The organism is Streptomyces sp. NPDC003300 (assembly GCF_040610915.1).
Taxonomy (GTDB): domain Bacteria; phylum Actinomycetota; class Actinomycetes; order Streptomycetales; family Streptomycetaceae; genus Actinacidiphila.
The window spans coordinates 20,466-35,919 of sequence record NZ_JBEXNE010000045.1 but is presented as its reverse complement, the minus strand read 5'-3'; the positions used below and the strand labels follow the sequence as shown (position 1 = coordinate 35,919).

At 72.1% G+C, this 15,454-nt stretch carries 14 protein-coding genes; 7 read left to right on the top strand and 7 right to left on the bottom strand.

Features of this window, described 5'->3' with window-relative positions; genetic code table 11:
• Positions 1-136 precede the first annotated feature (136 nt).
• From ABZX65_RS35225 to ABZX65_RS35215, 3 genes are all read right to left on the bottom strand, one after another.
• Positions 137-1,840, bottom strand: a complete 1,704-nt coding sequence (locus ABZX65_RS35225) for a GAF domain-containing protein (RefSeq protein ID WP_355349772.1) — start codon at positions 1,838-1,840, stop codon at positions 137-139.
• 143 nt (positions 1,841-1,983) lie between these two features.
• Positions 1,984-2,607: an FAD-dependent oxidoreductase gene (locus ABZX65_RS35220; protein WP_355349763.1), complete on the bottom strand. Its 624-nt coding sequence runs from the start codon at positions 2,605-2,607 to the stop codon at positions 1,984-1,986.
• Between the two features lie 168 nt (positions 2,608-2,775).
• Positions 2,776-3,648 (bottom strand): universal stress protein, encoded by an 873-nt coding sequence (locus ABZX65_RS35215; RefSeq protein ID WP_355349760.1) that lies wholly within the window; start codon positions 3,646-3,648, stop codon positions 2,776-2,778.
• 388 nt (positions 3,649-4,036) lie between these two features.
• Between ABZX65_RS35215 and ABZX65_RS35210 the strand changes: the two genes are divergently transcribed.
• From ABZX65_RS35210 to ABZX65_RS35200, 3 genes are all read left to right on the top strand, one after another.
• Positions 4,037-4,927, top strand: coding sequence for a serine hydrolase (locus ABZX65_RS35210; RefSeq protein ID WP_355349757.1), 891 nt, complete (start codon positions 4,037-4,039; stop codon positions 4,925-4,927).
• A 208-nt stretch (positions 4,928-5,135) separates the two neighbouring features.
• Positions 5,136-5,552 carry an ATP-binding protein gene (locus ABZX65_RS35205; RefSeq protein ID WP_355349754.1) on the top strand — a complete coding sequence of 139 codons (417 nt, stop codon included), beginning with the start codon at positions 5,136-5,138 and terminating at the stop codon, positions 5,550-5,552.
• A 305-nt stretch (positions 5,553-5,857) separates the two neighbouring features.
• On the top strand, positions 5,858-6,859 hold the full coding sequence (locus ABZX65_RS35200; RefSeq protein ID WP_355349751.1) for an LAETG motif-containing sortase-dependent surface protein: 1,002 nt from the start codon (positions 5,858-5,860) through the stop codon (positions 6,857-6,859).
• Positions 6,860-6,957: 98 nt separating this feature from the next.
• On the opposite strand, the gene ABZX65_RS35195 is transcribed toward ABZX65_RS35200, so the two are convergent.
• The 3 genes from ABZX65_RS35195 to ABZX65_RS35185 are packed head-to-tail and all read right to left on the bottom strand — an operon-like array spanning position 6,958 to position 10,504.
• Positions 6,958-7,308 carry a UBP-type zinc finger domain-containing protein gene (locus ABZX65_RS35195; protein WP_355349748.1) on the bottom strand — a complete coding sequence of 117 codons (351 nt, stop codon included), beginning with the start codon at positions 7,306-7,308 and terminating at the stop codon, positions 6,958-6,960.
• Positions 7,305-8,825 carry an ATP-binding protein gene (locus tag ABZX65_RS35190; RefSeq protein WP_355349745.1) on the bottom strand — a complete coding sequence of 507 codons (1,521 nt, stop codon included), beginning with the start codon at positions 8,823-8,825 and terminating at the stop codon, positions 7,305-7,307. Before ABZX65_RS35190 ends, ABZX65_RS35195 begins: the two co-directional genes overlap by 4 nt.
• Positions 8,822-10,504 (bottom strand): FAD-dependent oxidoreductase, encoded by a 1,683-nt coding sequence (locus tag ABZX65_RS35185; protein ID WP_355349742.1) that lies wholly within the window; start codon positions 10,502-10,504, stop codon positions 8,822-8,824. The genes ABZX65_RS35190 and ABZX65_RS35185 overlap by 4 nt, the downstream gene beginning before the upstream one ends.
• 344 nt (positions 10,505-10,848) lie before the next feature.
• Here ABZX65_RS35185 and ABZX65_RS35180 point away from each other — a divergent pair, with 344 nt between their 5' ends.
• On the top strand, positions 10,849-11,655 hold the full coding sequence (locus ABZX65_RS35180; RefSeq protein ID WP_355349769.1) for a VOC family protein: 807 nt from the start codon (positions 10,849-10,851) through the stop codon (positions 11,653-11,655).
• Between the two features lie 102 nt (positions 11,656-11,757).
• The gene (locus ABZX65_RS35175) at positions 11,758-12,012 is read left to right on the top strand and encodes a hypothetical protein (protein ID WP_355349739.1); all 255 of its coding nucleotides are present in this window, start codon (positions 11,758-11,760) and stop codon (positions 12,010-12,012) included.
• A gap of 143 nt (positions 12,013-12,155) precedes the next feature.
• Here the strand turns inward: ABZX65_RS35175 and ABZX65_RS35170 are convergent, their stop codons facing one another.
• Positions 12,156-13,019, bottom strand: a complete 864-nt coding sequence (locus ABZX65_RS35170; protein ID WP_355349736.1) for a GH25 family lysozyme — start codon at positions 13,017-13,019, stop codon at positions 12,156-12,158.
• Positions 13,020-13,383: 364 nt separating this feature from the next.
• On the opposite strand from ABZX65_RS35170, the gene ABZX65_RS35165 reads away from it, so the two are divergent.
• A complete protein-coding gene (locus ABZX65_RS35165) occupies positions 13,384-13,917 on the top strand; it encodes a TerD family protein (RefSeq protein ID WP_355349733.1) in 534 nt (177 codons plus the stop codon).
• Between the two features lie 538 nt (positions 13,918-14,455).
• Positions 14,456-15,445, top strand: coding sequence for an urea transporter (locus tag ABZX65_RS35160; RefSeq protein ID WP_355349730.1), 990 nt, complete (start codon positions 14,456-14,458; stop codon positions 15,443-15,445).
• The last annotated feature ends 9 nt before the right edge of the window (positions 15,446-15,454 follow it).

Sequence of the window (15,454 nt, the reverse complement as noted above, 5' to 3'; positions counted from 1 at the left end):
CCCGAATAGCTCCGCTATGAGGCCATCCCGGCGCCTTGCGCTCGCACGCGCCAGGCGCCGCCTGGACCGCCCATGATCCGCCGGACAGGCCCTAGCCGTATTGACCCGGAGGGTTGTTGACGCGCCCGGCGCCCGGCTACGCCTTGGGCCCCGCCGAGGGCGGGGCGGCCGGCACCCGCCAGACCAGGCGGGTGCCGCCGCGGGGGCTGGCGGAGAGGGTCAGTTGGCCCCCGAGCCGCGCGGCCCGCTCCTCCAGATTGCGCAGCCCGCTGCGGTGCCCGCCGGAAGGGGCGCCCACGCCGTCGTCGTCGACCGTGACGGTCAGGGTCCCGGAGGCGACGACCAGGGAGACCTCGGCGGAGGTCGCCCGGGCGTGCCGTCCGACGTTGGAGAGGGCTTCGACCAGGACGGCGACGGTCTCCTCCGCGACCGGCGTGGGCACATCGGTGTCGATCAGCCCCTCCATCCGCAGGGCGGGGGTGAAGCCGAGCGTCGGGACCGCGTCCTCGACCGCCATCGAGGCACGTATCCGAAGGCCGCGCGCGGTCCGCTCCCGGTCGTGCGAGCGCAGCCCGAAGATCGTCGAGCGAATGATCTTGATGGTCTCGTCCAGGTCGTCCACCGCGCGCAGCAGCCGCTCGCTCGCCTCCGGATGCTGGACGAAGCGCACCGCGCTCTGCAAGGTCATCCCCGTGGCGAACAGCCGCTGGATGGCCAGGTCGTGCAGGTCACGGGCGATCCGGTCGCGGTCCTCCAGCAGCGCGAGCTGCTCGGCGCCGCGCCGCCGCTCGGCCAGCTCCAGCGCCAGCGCGGCCTGCCCGGCGAAGCTCAGCAGCGGCGAGGACTCCGCCTCGGTGAAGGGGACAGAACCCAGCTCGCGGGCGAGCAGCAGCACACCGCGCACCGCGCCGTCCGCCATCATCGGTACGGCGATCGTCGGCCCCAGGCCGTTCCAGCGCGGCGGCCCCGACGTCACCCGCGGGTCCTTGGCGATCTCCACCGTGGTGATCGGCCGCGCCGCGGCCATCGCGGCGCCCATGAACGAGCCCTCGCACGGCAGCACCAGACCGCGGTGGGTCTCGGCGTCCACCCCCACGGCGATCATCACCTGGAGGTCGGTGGTCCCCTCGACCGGCAGCGCCACCACGCCCAGGTCCGCGGCCAGGATGTGCCGGCCGTGCTCGACGATCAGCCCGAGCACATCCATCTCACCGGCGCCCGACAGCAGCTTGCTCACGATCTCCGCGTTGGCCGCCATCCACCGCTGCCCCTCGCGGGCGGTCTTGTACAGCCGCGCGTTCTCGATCGCGACACCCGCCGCGACCGCCAGGGTCGACAGCAGCGTCTCGTCGTCGCCGTCGAACTCCCGGCCACCGCGCTTCTCGGTGAGGTAGATGTTTCCGAAGACCTCGTCGCGCACCCGGATCGGCACCCCGAGGAAGGAGCGCATCGGCGGATGGTTCGCCGGGAAGCCGTACGACGCCGGGTGATCGGACAGCTCCGCGAGCCGCAGCGGCTCCGGGTGGCGGATCAGCTCACCGAGCAGACCGTGCCCCGAGGGCAGCGGCCCGATCGCGCGGGCCTCCTCCTCGGACACCCCGACGGTCAGGAACTCCGAGAGCCGGGCGTCGTCGCCGATCACGCCCAGCGCGCCGTACTCGGCGTCCACCAGGACGACCGCGGTCTCCACGATCCGCCGCAGCACATGCGCGAGGTCCAGCTCCCGGCCCACCGACAGCACGGCCTCCAGCAGGCTGTGCACCCGATTCTGCGTGCCGCGCACCGCCCCGATGCGGACCTGCAACTCGTCCAGCAGCTCATCGAGCTGCAAACGGGGCAAGCGCCCGCCCGAGCTGTCGCCGTCCTCTCCCACCGGTCCTCCACGCGCACCGCGAACCCGAGCATCGACCCCTGCCCACACCGTATCGGCTGAGGTGCCCTGACGGCGGCCGAGTGCCGAGGCGAGAATCGGCGTACGAGCGGCTACGAGGGCTGTGCTGCGTCTCGCGGCTCCCGCGCGGGCACGCTCACGGGCACCTGGTCCGCCGTGCGGGTGAGGAATTCCCGCACGCCCGCCACCAGGTGTTCGACCGCGACGTGCGGGCCCGCACCGGTGTCGGCGGGTGTTCCCGTCGCGGCGCCGACGGCGAACACCTCGGGAGCGGCGCGGGACTGGAGGGTACGGGGGTCCACCCGGACGAGACCGCACGCGTCGCCGAGTCCGGCGGAGCGTACGACGTACCTGGCGCCGCCGTACAGCACACCGTCTGGCGTCGGTACGGGCCGCGCTCCGGTGGCCACCACGAGGACGTCGTATCCGATCGAGGAGCCGTCGGTGCAGCAGACCTCGCGCCGGGCCACGTCGACACTGCCGATCTCCGTGTGACGGAAGTCGATCCCGGCGCGGAGCCGGCCGTCCTCCGGCGGCAGGAGGGTGCGCGAGCCGAGGACACCGATGGCCATGAGAAGTTCGACCTCGTGGTCACGCGTGTCGTATTTCCCGACCACGACGATCTGGAATTCGCTCTCGTCGTACCGGCGACGCAGTCTGTTGGCCGCCAGGATTCCGGTACTGCCGTTTCCCAGGATGACGATTCGCTTCTTCATACCCGCACTGTCCGGCAGCCCCGGTCACGTCCACCACGGGCCAACCGGCCTTCCCCCCGAGGCCGTTCGGGCACCGGCTCGACTTACGCGATCCGGTCGGCGGCCGACCGAACCGGGCGGCCCGGGGCCGCGCCGCTCGCGGGGCGTGGCGGCGATGGACCAATCGCCTCAGGTGGCCGCCGGGGCGTGCGGCACGATCGCCACCGGCAGCCTCACCCGGCGGAGAACGGCGTGCGCGGTCGAACCGAGATGCGCGCTGACCGGGGTGGTACGGGGGCGGCGGCCCAGGACGAGGAGCGTGGCGTGCGATGCCGCCGCCGCGAGCCGCGCGGCGGCCCCCGCGACCACGGCCTCGGTGACCACCGGGGTACGGGGGTGCTTCTCGGCCCAGGCGCCCAGGGCAGCCGCGAGTGCCTGATCGGGATCATCGGGACCGGCGCCGTCGCGGAGCGGCTCGCTCCAGCCGTGGACGACGCGCAGCCGCGCGCCGCGCCGGGCGGCTTCGTCGGAGGCGAATTCGACCGGTCGGCCGTCCGGCGCGGCCAGGTCGAGGCCGAGGACGACGTCACCGGCGCCGTCGGCTCCCGGCGGAGCGCCCGTGCCGGAAGCGGCGCTCACCAGGACCACGGGGACCGGTGCCCGGCCCGCGACGGTGAGCGCGGTCGAGCCGAGCACAAGCTCCTGCACCGCCCCCGCGCCTCGTGTGCCCAGCACCATCAGCTCGGCGCTGTCGGCGGCGGAGAAGAGCACCGGAAGCACCTGCTCGGCGATCTGGTCGACGGTGACGGACAGGTCCGGATGCCGACGGCCGATCTCGTCCGCGGTCGGGTGGGCGGACCACGCAGGACGCGTCACGCGCTCACGGGGACCCGCCGACGTGACCGGTCCCGTACGGCCGTGTCCGGGCGGGACCGCCTGTACGAGACGCAGCGGGAGTCCGCGGCGCACGGCGTCGTCCGCGGCCCAGTCCGCCGCCGCGAGGCTCTCGGCCGAGCCGTCCGTCCCCGCGACGACGGCGCCCGTGACGATCGCGCGTGTCATGAGTGGACCTCCTTGGCGTGTTCCGTCCCCCTGCCTCCAGCATCCCCGCTTTCGGCGCTCGGCGTGCGGGACCGACGGCCCCGTACTCGGACCGAACGGGCCGGAGCCGTGCGATTGCGGCGGGGTCGGCCGAGATTCGCCGACGAGAACACCGGATCAGAATGTCGGATCAGTACGCCGGATCAGGACGTCGGATCACATGGTCGGATCAGAAGATCGTGCTACGCCGATCCGCCGGGACGTACGGCGGGCGGGTGAATTCGTCGTCGCGCGTACATCCATCGGGTCCGCCCGCGCATCCCCTGGTCGAGTCGCGTTCTTGAACGCCCGCGCAGGGTTGACCGTTGGAGTATTCGTCGTGAAAACCGGCAGTAATATCATTCGTCGCATGTCCGTGGCGGCCCTCACGGCAGGGGCCGTTCTGGCGTCCACCGGGCTCGCGGTCCCGGCCCGCGTCGAAGCGACCCCGGCGCCCGCGGCGACGGCGTCCCGGACCGCCGCCCCCGCGATCGTCGCCAAGGGCGGCTTCGTGATGGACGACGGCACCGGCCGGACACTGTTCACGAAGGCCGCGGACACCCGCCGTGCCACCGGATCGACCAGCAAGGTCATGACGGCCCGGGTGGTGCTGGCCGACAAACGCCTCGACCTGAACGCGCAGGTCACCGTCCAGAAGGCGTACCACGACTACGTGGTGGCCAAGCGCGCGTCGTCGGGTGGTCTGGTCGTCGGCGACCGGCCCACCGTCCGGCAGTTGCTGTACGCGATGATGCTGCCGTCCGGCTGCGACGCGGCGTACGCGCTGGCCGACACCTTCGGCAGCGGCCGGACGCGGGCCGCCCGCGTGAAGTCGTTCATCGCGAAGATGAACTCCACGGCGAAGGGCATCGGTCTGAGGAACACCCACTTCGACTCGTTCGACGGCGTCGGCAACGGATCGAATTACTCGACTCCGCGCGATCTGACGAGGATCGCGAGCAGCGCGATGCGATACCCCACGTTCCGTGCCGTGGTGAAGACGAAGTCGGTCCGGCAGAGCGTCGCGATGAAGAACGGCGGCCACCGCACCATGACGTGGACCAATACCGACACGCTGCTCGGGAGTTATCGCGGCGCCGCCGGGGTCAAGACCGGATCCGGGCCCGTGTCCCTGTTCTGCCTGGTCTTCGCGGCCACCCGCGGCAAGAGGACCGTCATCGGCACGGTGCTCGCCGCCCCGACGCAGGCGGCCCGCACGGCGGACGCGCGGAAGCTGATGGACTACGCGCTGAAGGGGTAGCGGTACGGGGGCGGGAAGCCTCCCGCCACCTGCCCGGCATGGCGTTCGCGGGCGGGGGTAGGGGACGTTCATCCCCCGCAGGGGACTCGCAGGGGACCGCGCCCGGCCGCCCATCGCCCCACCGGCATGGCGGCCGGGGGCCCCGACCGTCACCGGAGCCGGGGCTCGGTCGGCGAGCACACAACGACTCGGTGCGGGAGCGTGCGAGATGTCCGTGAAAGCAGTCGGCTGGGCCAGGTCGTTCCCTGTCTCGTACGGCGTCAGGGCCGGGCGCGAGTGGGCGCGCGAGCACCTGGACGTGCTCGGCTGGAGCACGCAGGCGCCCGACACGGCGGACTCCGTCGTCCTGACCGTCTCCGAACTCGTCACCAACGCCCACGTGCACGCGCACAGCGAGGCCCAGGTCGTCATGGTCTGGGACGGCTGCTGCCTGCACCTGAGCGTCAGCGACTCCTCCGACATGCTGCCCGCCGAGAAGGCGCCCGACGAGGAGCGCACCCACGGCCGGGGCATGGCCATCGTGGACGCGCTCGCCGACGAGTGGGAGGCCCACCCGCGCCCCGACGGAAAGACCGTCACCGCCTGCTTCCACGCGCCCGGCGGCACCTGTACGCACTCCTGGTGAAGCGCCCCGCCGCGGGTGAACTCCAGTCAACTCCTGGGAACTCCCGTGAACGCCGCCCCATTTCGGTATCAGTGCGGCGACACATTCGCAGGGCGATAATCCGACCGCAAAGCCGCGAAAACGGCGTTTTCGCGCTGTACAGACCGTCCCCCGCACGGGCATACTCGGTCACCGGCCAACAGGCCGATCATCGTCGGCGGCGAGACTCCATCGCAGGCCACCGGGCACGAGTCTCGCGCACGGCGTAGGGTCCGACCCGCTCCGCCTGCCTCCGCTGCCCGTTCACAGTGCAGGGAGCAGATTCAGTGCAGCGTTCCATCACCAGACGAGCCATAGGCGTGGTCGGCCTCGGCTCGCTCACCGCCGCCGTCACGCTGGCGGGCGTCGGTACGGCGCAGGCGTCCGGCAACGACAAGAACAACTGCGGCCGGTCGCACATCGAGCACTCCGAGGACGGCGGGAAGACCTGGTCCGACAACGGCCGGATCAACGACCCGGCCCCGACGAAGATCACGGTCCGGCTGACGGACAAGGTCAACAAGGGCTGCACGTACGTCGTCTCGCTCGCCTCCTACAGCGCCGAGGGCCCCACCTGGGACACCTCGGGCACGCAGGCGTTCCTCGGCTGGGACACCACCCAGCTCGACCACAAGAACACCCGGGCCACCCTGGACGTCAGCGCCTACGCGCCGTCCTGCTTCGGCCAGATCGACCTGTACGGCAACGGCATCAAGTACGACGGCGGCGAGGGCAAGGGCCACGGCAAGCTGCCGCGCTTCCCGTACTCCGCGACCCCCGAGAACCTGATCACGGCGTGGAACGGCAGCGCGCCGTGCTCCACCCCGTCCCCGTCGCCCAGCGACTCGGTGACCGACTCCCCGTCCCCGTCCCCCAGCGAGACGACGGACAGCCCCGAGCCCAGCGACTCGACCACCACCTCGCCCGAGCCCTCGGACAGCGAGACGACCAGCCCGTCCCCGACGGACTCCGTCACCGACACCCCGTCGGACTCGCCGTCGGACACCCCGTCCGACACTCCGTCCGACACTCCGTCGACGACGCCGAGCTCCAGCGCCCCGGTCGTCGACGACACCACGTCACCGACGGCGTCGCCCACGAACTCCGCGGGCCCGGTCGGCTCGCCGGTCGTGGAGCCGGCCTCCGACACCTCCAGCGGTGACCTGGCCGAGACCGGCGGCAACGGCTCGCAGACGGTGGCCTTCGCGGGCGGCGGCGCCGCCCTGCTGGTCCTCGGCGCGGGCGCGGTCTACTTCACCCGCCGCCGCAACAGCAGCGCCCACCGCTGACGGATCCGGCGTACGCGGGCCGGGAGCACGCCGTGACGACGTGCTCCCGCCCGACGTACGCCGGTCCGCGCGGTACGCCGACTCGGCGCGTCCGCCGCTCAGTTGAGGTGGGCGCGCCAGTCCGCCGGGACCCGGCCGGCCGGGCCCGGCACCGGCTGGTCGGCCGGACGGCTCTGCGGCGGGGCCAGCGCCACGTCGGTCTCGACGTACGCGTCGGTCGTGAAGTCCCAGAACCAGTCCTCGCCCGGCTCGAAGGTCCGCATGATCGGATGGCCGGTGGCCGCCGAGTGCGCGCTCGCGTGCTGCGCGGGCGACGAGTCGCAGCAGCCGATGTGCCCGCACTGGGCGCAGCGGCGCAGATGGAACCACCAGCCGCCCGCCGCGTCGCAGTCGGCGCAACCGGCCCCGCTGGGCCGGGCGGTGGGGTCGATACCTGGGGTGGTCGTCATGACGGCTCCCGCTGATTGTCGGACGGACTGTCGGAGCTGGCCTGCGGTGCCGCCTCCGGCCGGGCGTCGGACGCGGCATCAGGTGCGGCCTCCGGCTGCTCCGCCGTGAGCGGCAGGCGGACCAGGAAACGGGTGTCGCCGGGCACCGACTCCGCCTGGAGGTCGCCGTGGTGCTTGTTCACCACGATGCGCCAGGAGATGTCGAGTCCCAGCCCCGTGCCCTCGCCCACCGGCTTGGTGGTGAAGAACGGCTCGAAGATCCTTTCCCGGATCTCCGGCGCGATACCGGCTCCGGTGTCACGGAACTCGACCAGAAGCTGCTCGCGGTCCAGCGCCGTACGCACCGTCAGCGTGCCCGTCCCCTCCATCGCGGCCACCGCGTTGTCGATGAGATTGGTCCACACCTGGTTCAGCTCACCCGGATAGCCGGGGATCTTCGGCAGCGTACGGTCGAAGTCCTTGACCACCTTGATGCCCGGACCGAATTTGCCGGTCAGCATGTGCAGCGTGCTCTCCAGCAACTCGTGCACGTCCACCACCTGGTACGGCGCCCGGTCGAGCTGCGAATACTGCCGCGCCGCGTTGACCAGGGTCGAGATCCGGGCCGTGGAGTCCTGGATCTCGTTCATCAGCAGCTCGGTCTCGACCGTGTAGTTCAGCCACCGCATCGCGCTGTCGAGGGTGTCGGGCGTGACCGTCGCGGCCACCCGCTCCAGCCAGTCCGTGTCGAGCCCGGCCTGCACGAAATTCGGCGCGAGGTCCCACCCGGCCGTCACGCCGTGGTCGTCGAGCCAGTCGGAGATGGCGTCCTCGCGGTCCGAGGTCTCCATCGGGGTGAGCTGCACGGCCTTCGCGGACTGCTCGACCGCCCGCTCCTGGAGCTCGATCAGCGTCGCGAGCGTGGCCCGGTCGAGCGGCCCCCCGGCGATCATGCCGAGTTTGTGCCGCATCCCGGCCACCCGTTCGCGCAGCGTGGCCGTGGCGCGCAGCGCCGCCGCGGCCGGATTGTTCAACTCGTGGGTGAGACCGGCCGACAGCGACCCCAGGGCCAGCAGCCGCTCACGCTGGCCGATGGCCTGCTTGGTGCTGCGGTTGCCGAAGAACAACCCCTCCAGCATGTGCACGGCCATCGGGAACCACTCGCGCATCAGCTCGGCGAAGTGGTCCGCCGACAGCACGTAGAAGCGCGACGGCTCGGTGACCCGCAGCGAGCTGTTGTAGACCTGCGGCACCCGGTCGCCCAGATACGACTGGAAGGCGCCCGCGTAGACCCCGCGGTCCGAGGTGCGCGAGACCTCCACGTCGTCGGCGCCCACCCGGCGCGACATCACCACCGTGCCTTCGAGCAGCACGTAGAAGCAGGTCGCGGGCTCGCCCTCCAAATAGACGGCGCCCGGCTCCTCCATCTGCACCCGGCCCTTGCGGCACAGCCAGTCCAACTGGTCGTCGGTCAGCTTCTCGAACAAGAAGAGCGAGCGCAGCTCGGCCACGTCGCACGGCAGGTACTGGACGCTCATAGCCGCTCCAGGTATCGGTGGACGAGCATGACGGCCATGGCGCCCTCGCCGACCGCGGACGCCACCCGCTTGGCGGACTCGGCGCGCGCGTCACCGGCCACGAACACCCCCGGCACGCTGGTCTCCAGGTGGTACGGGGGCCGCTCCAGCGGCCAGTCCACCGGGCGTTCGCCCGGCGGCGCCAGATCGGGACCGGCCACGACGAACCCGCGTTCGTCGCGCAGCACCACCCCGTCCAGCCAGTCCGTCAGCGGGGCGGCGCCGATGAACACGAAGAGCCAGCCCGCGTCGACCGTCTCGGTCAGGCCGGTCGTGGTGTCGCGCAGCGTGATCCGCTCCAGATGGTCCTCGCCCTCGGCGGACACGACCTCCGTGCGCGTACGCACCTTGATCGCCGGGGTGGCCCCGATCTGCTGCACCAGATAGTGCGACATGGACGAGGTCAGCGAGTCGCCCCGGACCAGGATCGTCACGGACTTGGCGCCCCTGGCCAGATACACCGCGGCCTGCCCGGCGGAATTCGCCCCGCCGACGATGTACACGTCCTGCTCCTGGCAGCGGGCCGCCTCGGTCAGCGCGGAACCGTAGAACACACCGCGTCCCGTCAGCTCCGACACGCCGGGCGCGTCGAGCTGCCGGTAGGACACGCCGGTCGCCAGGATCACCGTGTGCGCCGAGACCGCGGAGCCGTCGGCGAAGGTCACGGTCCGCGCCGAGCCGCTGACCTCGAGCCCCGTGACCTCGCACGCGGTCAGGATCTCGGCGCCGAAGCGGGTGGCCTGCCGGTGCGCGCGGTCGGTGAGCTGCCCGCCGGAGACCCCGTCGGGGAAGCCCAGGTAGTTCTCGATCCGGGAGCTCTGCCCCGCCTGCCCGCCGGTCGCGGTGCGCTCCACCAGCACGGTCCGCAGCCCCTCGGACGCGCCGTAGACCGCGGAGCCGAGACCGGCGGGGCCGCCGCCGATGACCACCAGGTCGTAGAAGCGCGCCGAGGGCGTCGTCGCCAGACCGACACTGCTGGCCAGATCCTGGTCGGTGGGCTCCACCAGCGGCTTGCCGTCCGGGGTGATCACCACCGGCAGCCGTACCCCGTCCTCGTCCGCGGCGGCCAGCAGCTTCTGGCCCTCCGGCTCGTCCGAGGCGTACCAGTGATACGGCACCTGATTGCGCGCCAGGAATTCGCGGACTCCGGACGACCGCGCCGACCAGCGGTGGCCGATGACCTTCGTCTCCCGCACCGGCCGGTGGTCCGAGGCGCGCCAGGCGTCGAGCAGCGCGTCCACCACCGGGTACAGCTTCTCCTCCGGCGGGTCCCAGGGCTTGAGCAGATAGTGGTCGAGGTCCACCACATTGATGGCGTCAATGGCCGCGCCCGTGTCGGCGTACGCCGTCAGCAGCACCCGGCGGGCGCCCGGATACACATCCATCGCCCGTTCGAGGAATTCGATGCCGTTCATCGCGGGCATCCGGTAATCCGCCAGGATCACCGCGACCGCGTCACCGCGCAGCCGCATCTCGCGCAGCGCCTCCAGCGCCGACTCCCCGGACTCCGCCCGGACGATCCGGTGCTCCTCGCCGTAACGCCGCCGCAGGTCGCGTGCGACCGCACGCGACACCGAGGGATCGTCGTCGACGGTCACGATCACGGTCCGTGTCGCGCCGCTGGGCTCTGTCCCCAGCATCCATGCCCCCATTCGTGCGGATCACCGTGCCGGGCCACGGCATGGCGCCGGGGCCCGCCACTCCCATCCTAGGTACGCGGCCTGCCACCCGCAGTTCCACCGTGTTCGCCCTCGGAGGACGCGCCCGGCGGCGCCTCGGAGACCCCCGGCAGCCGCGCCGTACGCGCTCACTGTCAGGCGCCGGGCACCACGGAGGGTGACGGTCCGACCGGCTCGACAGGAGGTCCGGGCCCATCGACGGCACACTGAGGGACGGACCAGGACGATCCGCCCCGCCGACCCGGCGGCCCGCGGGAACGCGTCCGGCCCCGCGTCGAACCCGTCAGGTGGTGATTGCCGTGTCCATGCGCCAGAGCCCGCGCCCCGGGACGGGCGCGACATCCAGCGACGCCGTCTTCGGCGCGCCGTGCTGGGTCAGCCTGACCTCGCGCGACCTGGCCGCGACCCACCGCTTCTACGCGGCGGTCCTGGGCTGGACCTACCGCGGGACGAAGCTGGGCGGCCGGTTCAGCGTCGCGCTGGACGACGGCAGGCCGGTGGCGGGCATCGCCGAGTTGGCCTCCGCCTGGCAGGTGCCCGTCGCCTGGACGCCGTACTTCGCGGTCGAGGACGCCGACGAGACCGCGGCCAGGATCAGGGAACGCAGCGGCACCGTCGCCGTCGGCCCGATCGCCTTCGAATCCGGCCGCGCGGCCCTGGCCGCCGACCGCAACGGCGCCGTCTTCGGCATCTGGGAGGGCCTGCTCTCCGAATCCTGGCCGCGCTGGCGCGACGAGCAGCCGGTGTGGCTGCGGCTGCGCACCCCCGACCCGTTCGAGGCGGCCATCTTCTACGGCGAGGTGCTGCTGTGGGCCAGCGACCGGCCCGGCGCCTGCGAGGTGGCGTACGAGGGCGACGAGGTGGTGCTGCGCAGCGCGGGGCGGGTCGTGGCCCGGCTCGGCCGCGGTGCCGTCCAGGCCGCGCCCGACCCCGTCGAGCGCCCGCACTGGGAGGTCTTCTTCACCCTGCGCGACCTGCCCGCCGCGCTGCGGGCGGTCCGCGCCAACGGCGGCGGTGTCGTGGCGCACCACGCGGGCCCCGCGGGGGAGTCGGCGGTCGTCCGTGACCCGGACGGCGGACTGTTCACGCTGACCGCGCCGGAGGTCACGTAGCCCGTTCGGGGCTGCCCGTCAGCCGTGTGCGCGCGACGAGGTGCGGGCCGGGCGGTACCGGGTCACGGTGAAGGCTCACCCACCAACACACAGGAGAGTGACATGCTTCGTCGTATCGCCATCACCGTCGCCGCCGTTTCCGCCGCCGGGCTCATGTCGGCTGTTCCGGCCGCCGCCGCCGTCTCGCACGACGGCGGTCACGCCGGGATGGGCGGCTTCCACACCGCGGGCGGCTTCGCCGGCTTCGAGAAGACCAACCTCGGCGGCCCGTACGGGATCACCACCGTCAAGGGTGAGATCGGTGGCTTCGAGGCCGGTGGCGGCTACGCGTTCGAGGGCCACCACAGCTCCCACTGACGTCGCGGCCGTCCGCTGACGGCCCGCGTCCGCGCGTGCGGCGGCCCCGCGCCCACGGTTCCTCCCTGCCGTGGGCGCGGGGCCGCCGTCGTGCCCGCTCGGGTGCCGCCCGCTCGTACGTCGTGCGCTCGTGCGTCGTGCGCTCAGGTGTTGTTGGCGAGATTGCGCAGTCCGCTCAACGCCCCGTTGAAGTAGTCCTGGTCACCGGGGAAGACGCCGGAGTCGGCGTGCTGCCAGAAGGTGTAGAACGGCCAGCCGGCCGGCAGGGTGCCGACGCTGGAGGCGTACCGCGCGATGAACAGCGGGTCGTTGGCCGAGTAGGCGGAGGTGTTGCCCGTGCAGGTCGTCCACCAGTTGGTCGTGGTGTAGATCGTCGCCCAGCGGGTGGTCTTGGCGTGCACCTCATTGATGAACGACGTGATCCAGGTACGCATCGCGGCCTGGCTCAGCCCCCAGCAGGTGGACGACGGCCCGTACTCGATGTCCAGCATGGGCGGCAGCGTCTTGCCGTCCTTGGACCAGCCGCCGCCGTGCGCGACGAAGTAGTCGGCCTGGGCCGCGCCCGTCGAGGCGTTGGGGTTCGCGAAGTGGTAGGCGCCGCGGATGAAGCCCGCGTTGTACGAACCCGTGTAGTTCGCCGAGAAGTTGGGGTCACGGAAGGTCGTGCCCTCGGTGGCCTTCATATAGGCGAACCGGGCGCCGTTGGCGTACGCGCCCGCCCAGTTGACGGCGCCCTGGTAGTGGCTCACGTCGAAGCCGAGGGTCTGGGCGGCGTTCGGGGTCACCGCGCCGCCGCCGCTCGACCGGCCCTCGTGGGCCGCGACGGTCGAGCCCATCCAGTCCAGTTCGGGGTGTGCGATGGGGCTGCCGCCGCCGGAAGGGGAGGCCGCGGTGGCAGCGCCGGGAGCCGCGACGAACAGGGCGAGGAGAGCGGTCAGCGTGCCGATCGCCGCGAGCGCGCGGCGTGGCACCGACCCGCGCCGGGAGTCGTGTCCGGCGTTGTCCATGTGCGCCTCCAAGGGCGAGGGGGGTGGTTCCTTGGTGGTGTGGCCATGACAATGAAGGAGGTTACGCGCGTAGAACCCTGGGGCGGAAGGGGCTCCGGTGACCGTCATTGGTCTATGCCAGTACGCGGGGCCGGGAGCTGCGGCGCGCCCCGGCGGTGAAAGTACGCAGGACGCCGCCGGAGGCGGTGTGGACAGCGTGCCCGGCGGTGTGGTTAATCGAGGCATGGACCCCGGCGGTCGGCGACGCGGCCACGGCCGGGGCGCGGACGACCGGGCGGCGCGGCCCGTGCATCCGGCACGTTCGCTTCCGGCACGATCGGTACGTTCTCGCACGTCGGCGCGGTTCCAAGGAGGGGGAGACCCGGTGAGCAGCAGCCTCAACAAGGGCAGCGGGAAGATCGAGGTCCAACTGCGGTGGGATCCGAGTCCGTTGGGCTCGCCCGACACCGATCTCGACCTGATCGCCGCGACGTTCGCCACGGACGACCGGCACGGCGAGCCCGCGTACCTCGTGTACTTCGACAGCCGCTCGCCCGACGGCACCATCACCTTGAACCGCGACAGCAAGACCGGCAAGGGCTTCGGCGCCGACGAGAGCATGACCATCGAACTCGACCGGCTGTCGGCCTCGTACGGCCGCGTCGTGGTGGGCGTCGCCATCCAGCAGCGCGACGGCCGGCTCACCTTCGGCCAGGCGGCGAACCCCGACATCCGGTTACTGGAGGGATACAACGCCCTCCTGGAGTACGACTTCGCCGACGTGGCCGACGCCACCGCCGCGACCGTCGCCGAATTCACCCGCGGGGACGCGGGGGAGTGGCGGTTCCACCGGAACGTCCGCGGATACGACGCCGATCCGGCCGCCTTCGGACGGCTGATGGGCGGCGGGGCCGCCTAGGGCCTGTCCGGCGGATCACGAACGGCCCCTTCGACCCCTGGCGCGCACGCCCGCCGCGTTGCCGGAATACCCGAGTAGCTCCGCTATGAGGCCGTCCCGGCGCCTTGCGCTCGCACGCGCCAGGCGCCGCCTGGACCGCCCATGATCCGCCGGACAGGCCCTAGAGAGCGGCCGTTGCTTCCTGGCGCGCGCCCGTCGTCTGGTCCAGGACGACGAGCCGGGGCGCGCCGTCGGCCTGCCCGCGGATCGCGGGAGGTGGCCGCACGCCCGGAGACGACGCGAGCGGGACGGCAACTGGCGTCCTGTGGGCGGAAATTACGCGCGGCCGGTCAGCGGACACGTCATCACATAAGTCGCCGAATGGGTGAAGACGCCATCATGTCGGCGCCGGGCGCGGCTCCGGCGCTGCTAGCTTCCGTGATGTTGGTCTGATTACACCGATTCGTCCTTTTGTGGACGGATCTGTGCTGATCGTTTGTCCGGATGCACGGCGCACGGGTCGCACCTGGCCGTTCTGACCGAAGGCGTGGAAATCTGCATGTCCGACAAGGCCGGACCGAGCGATGGCAGCGGCGGCGGCACGCTGGGGCGTCTGGAGAACCGCCCTCCGGTGTCGTTCGGGATGGAGGTGCTGCGCGGCATCGCGCAGGTGGACTTCATGCCGAGCGCGCTGTGCGGGGCGGTGTTCCTCGCGGCGCTGTTCGTCTCGGGCTGGCAGCACGGGGTGTACGGGCTGCTGGGCGCGGCGGTCGCCACCGCGACGGCCCACGCGCTGGGCATCGAGCACGCGTTGGTCGGCGCGGGGCTGCGGGGGTTCAACGGCTGCTTGGTCGGCACCGGCTTCTCGGTCTTCCTCGGCCCCGGCCACTGGTCGACGTTCCTGCTCGCCGTCTTCGCCTCCAGCCTGGTGGTCGTGGTGACGACGGCCCTGGCGATCATGCTGGGGACCTGGGACGTACCGACGTTCACCATTCCGTTCTGCCTGGTCACCACCGTCATGACCGTCGGGGCGCCGGGATTCGAGAAGGCGTGGCACCAGGGGCACAGCCTCGCCGCCCTGCCCGCGACCGCCAGCGGCCGGACCGCGCTGACGTGGGATCAGACCTGGCACGCCTTCCTCTCCAGCTTCGGCCAGATCTTCTTCATGTCCCAGTGGTACGTCGGCCTGATGTTCCTCATCGGCATCGCGCTGGCCAACCGGCTGGCGGCGGCGATGGCGTGTGTGGGGAGCGCGACCGCGCTGGCCGTCGCGGTCCTGCTCGGCGCACCGGCGGCCGAGGTCGGCCAGGGGCTGCTGGGGTACAACGCGGTCCTGGTGGCGATGGCGCTGTGCGGGGTGTTCATCGCGCCCGGTCCCTGGAGCCTGGTCTACGCCATCGGCGGCGCGGGGGTGGCGACCGTGGTGACCGCCGCCCTCGACAACATCGTCGCGCCTTTCGGCGGACACGCCCTCACCTGGCCGTTCGTGCTGACCGCCGTGGTCTTCGTCGCCGCCGTCCCCTCGATCCCGCGCCTGCGCCGCACGTGACCGCCCGTA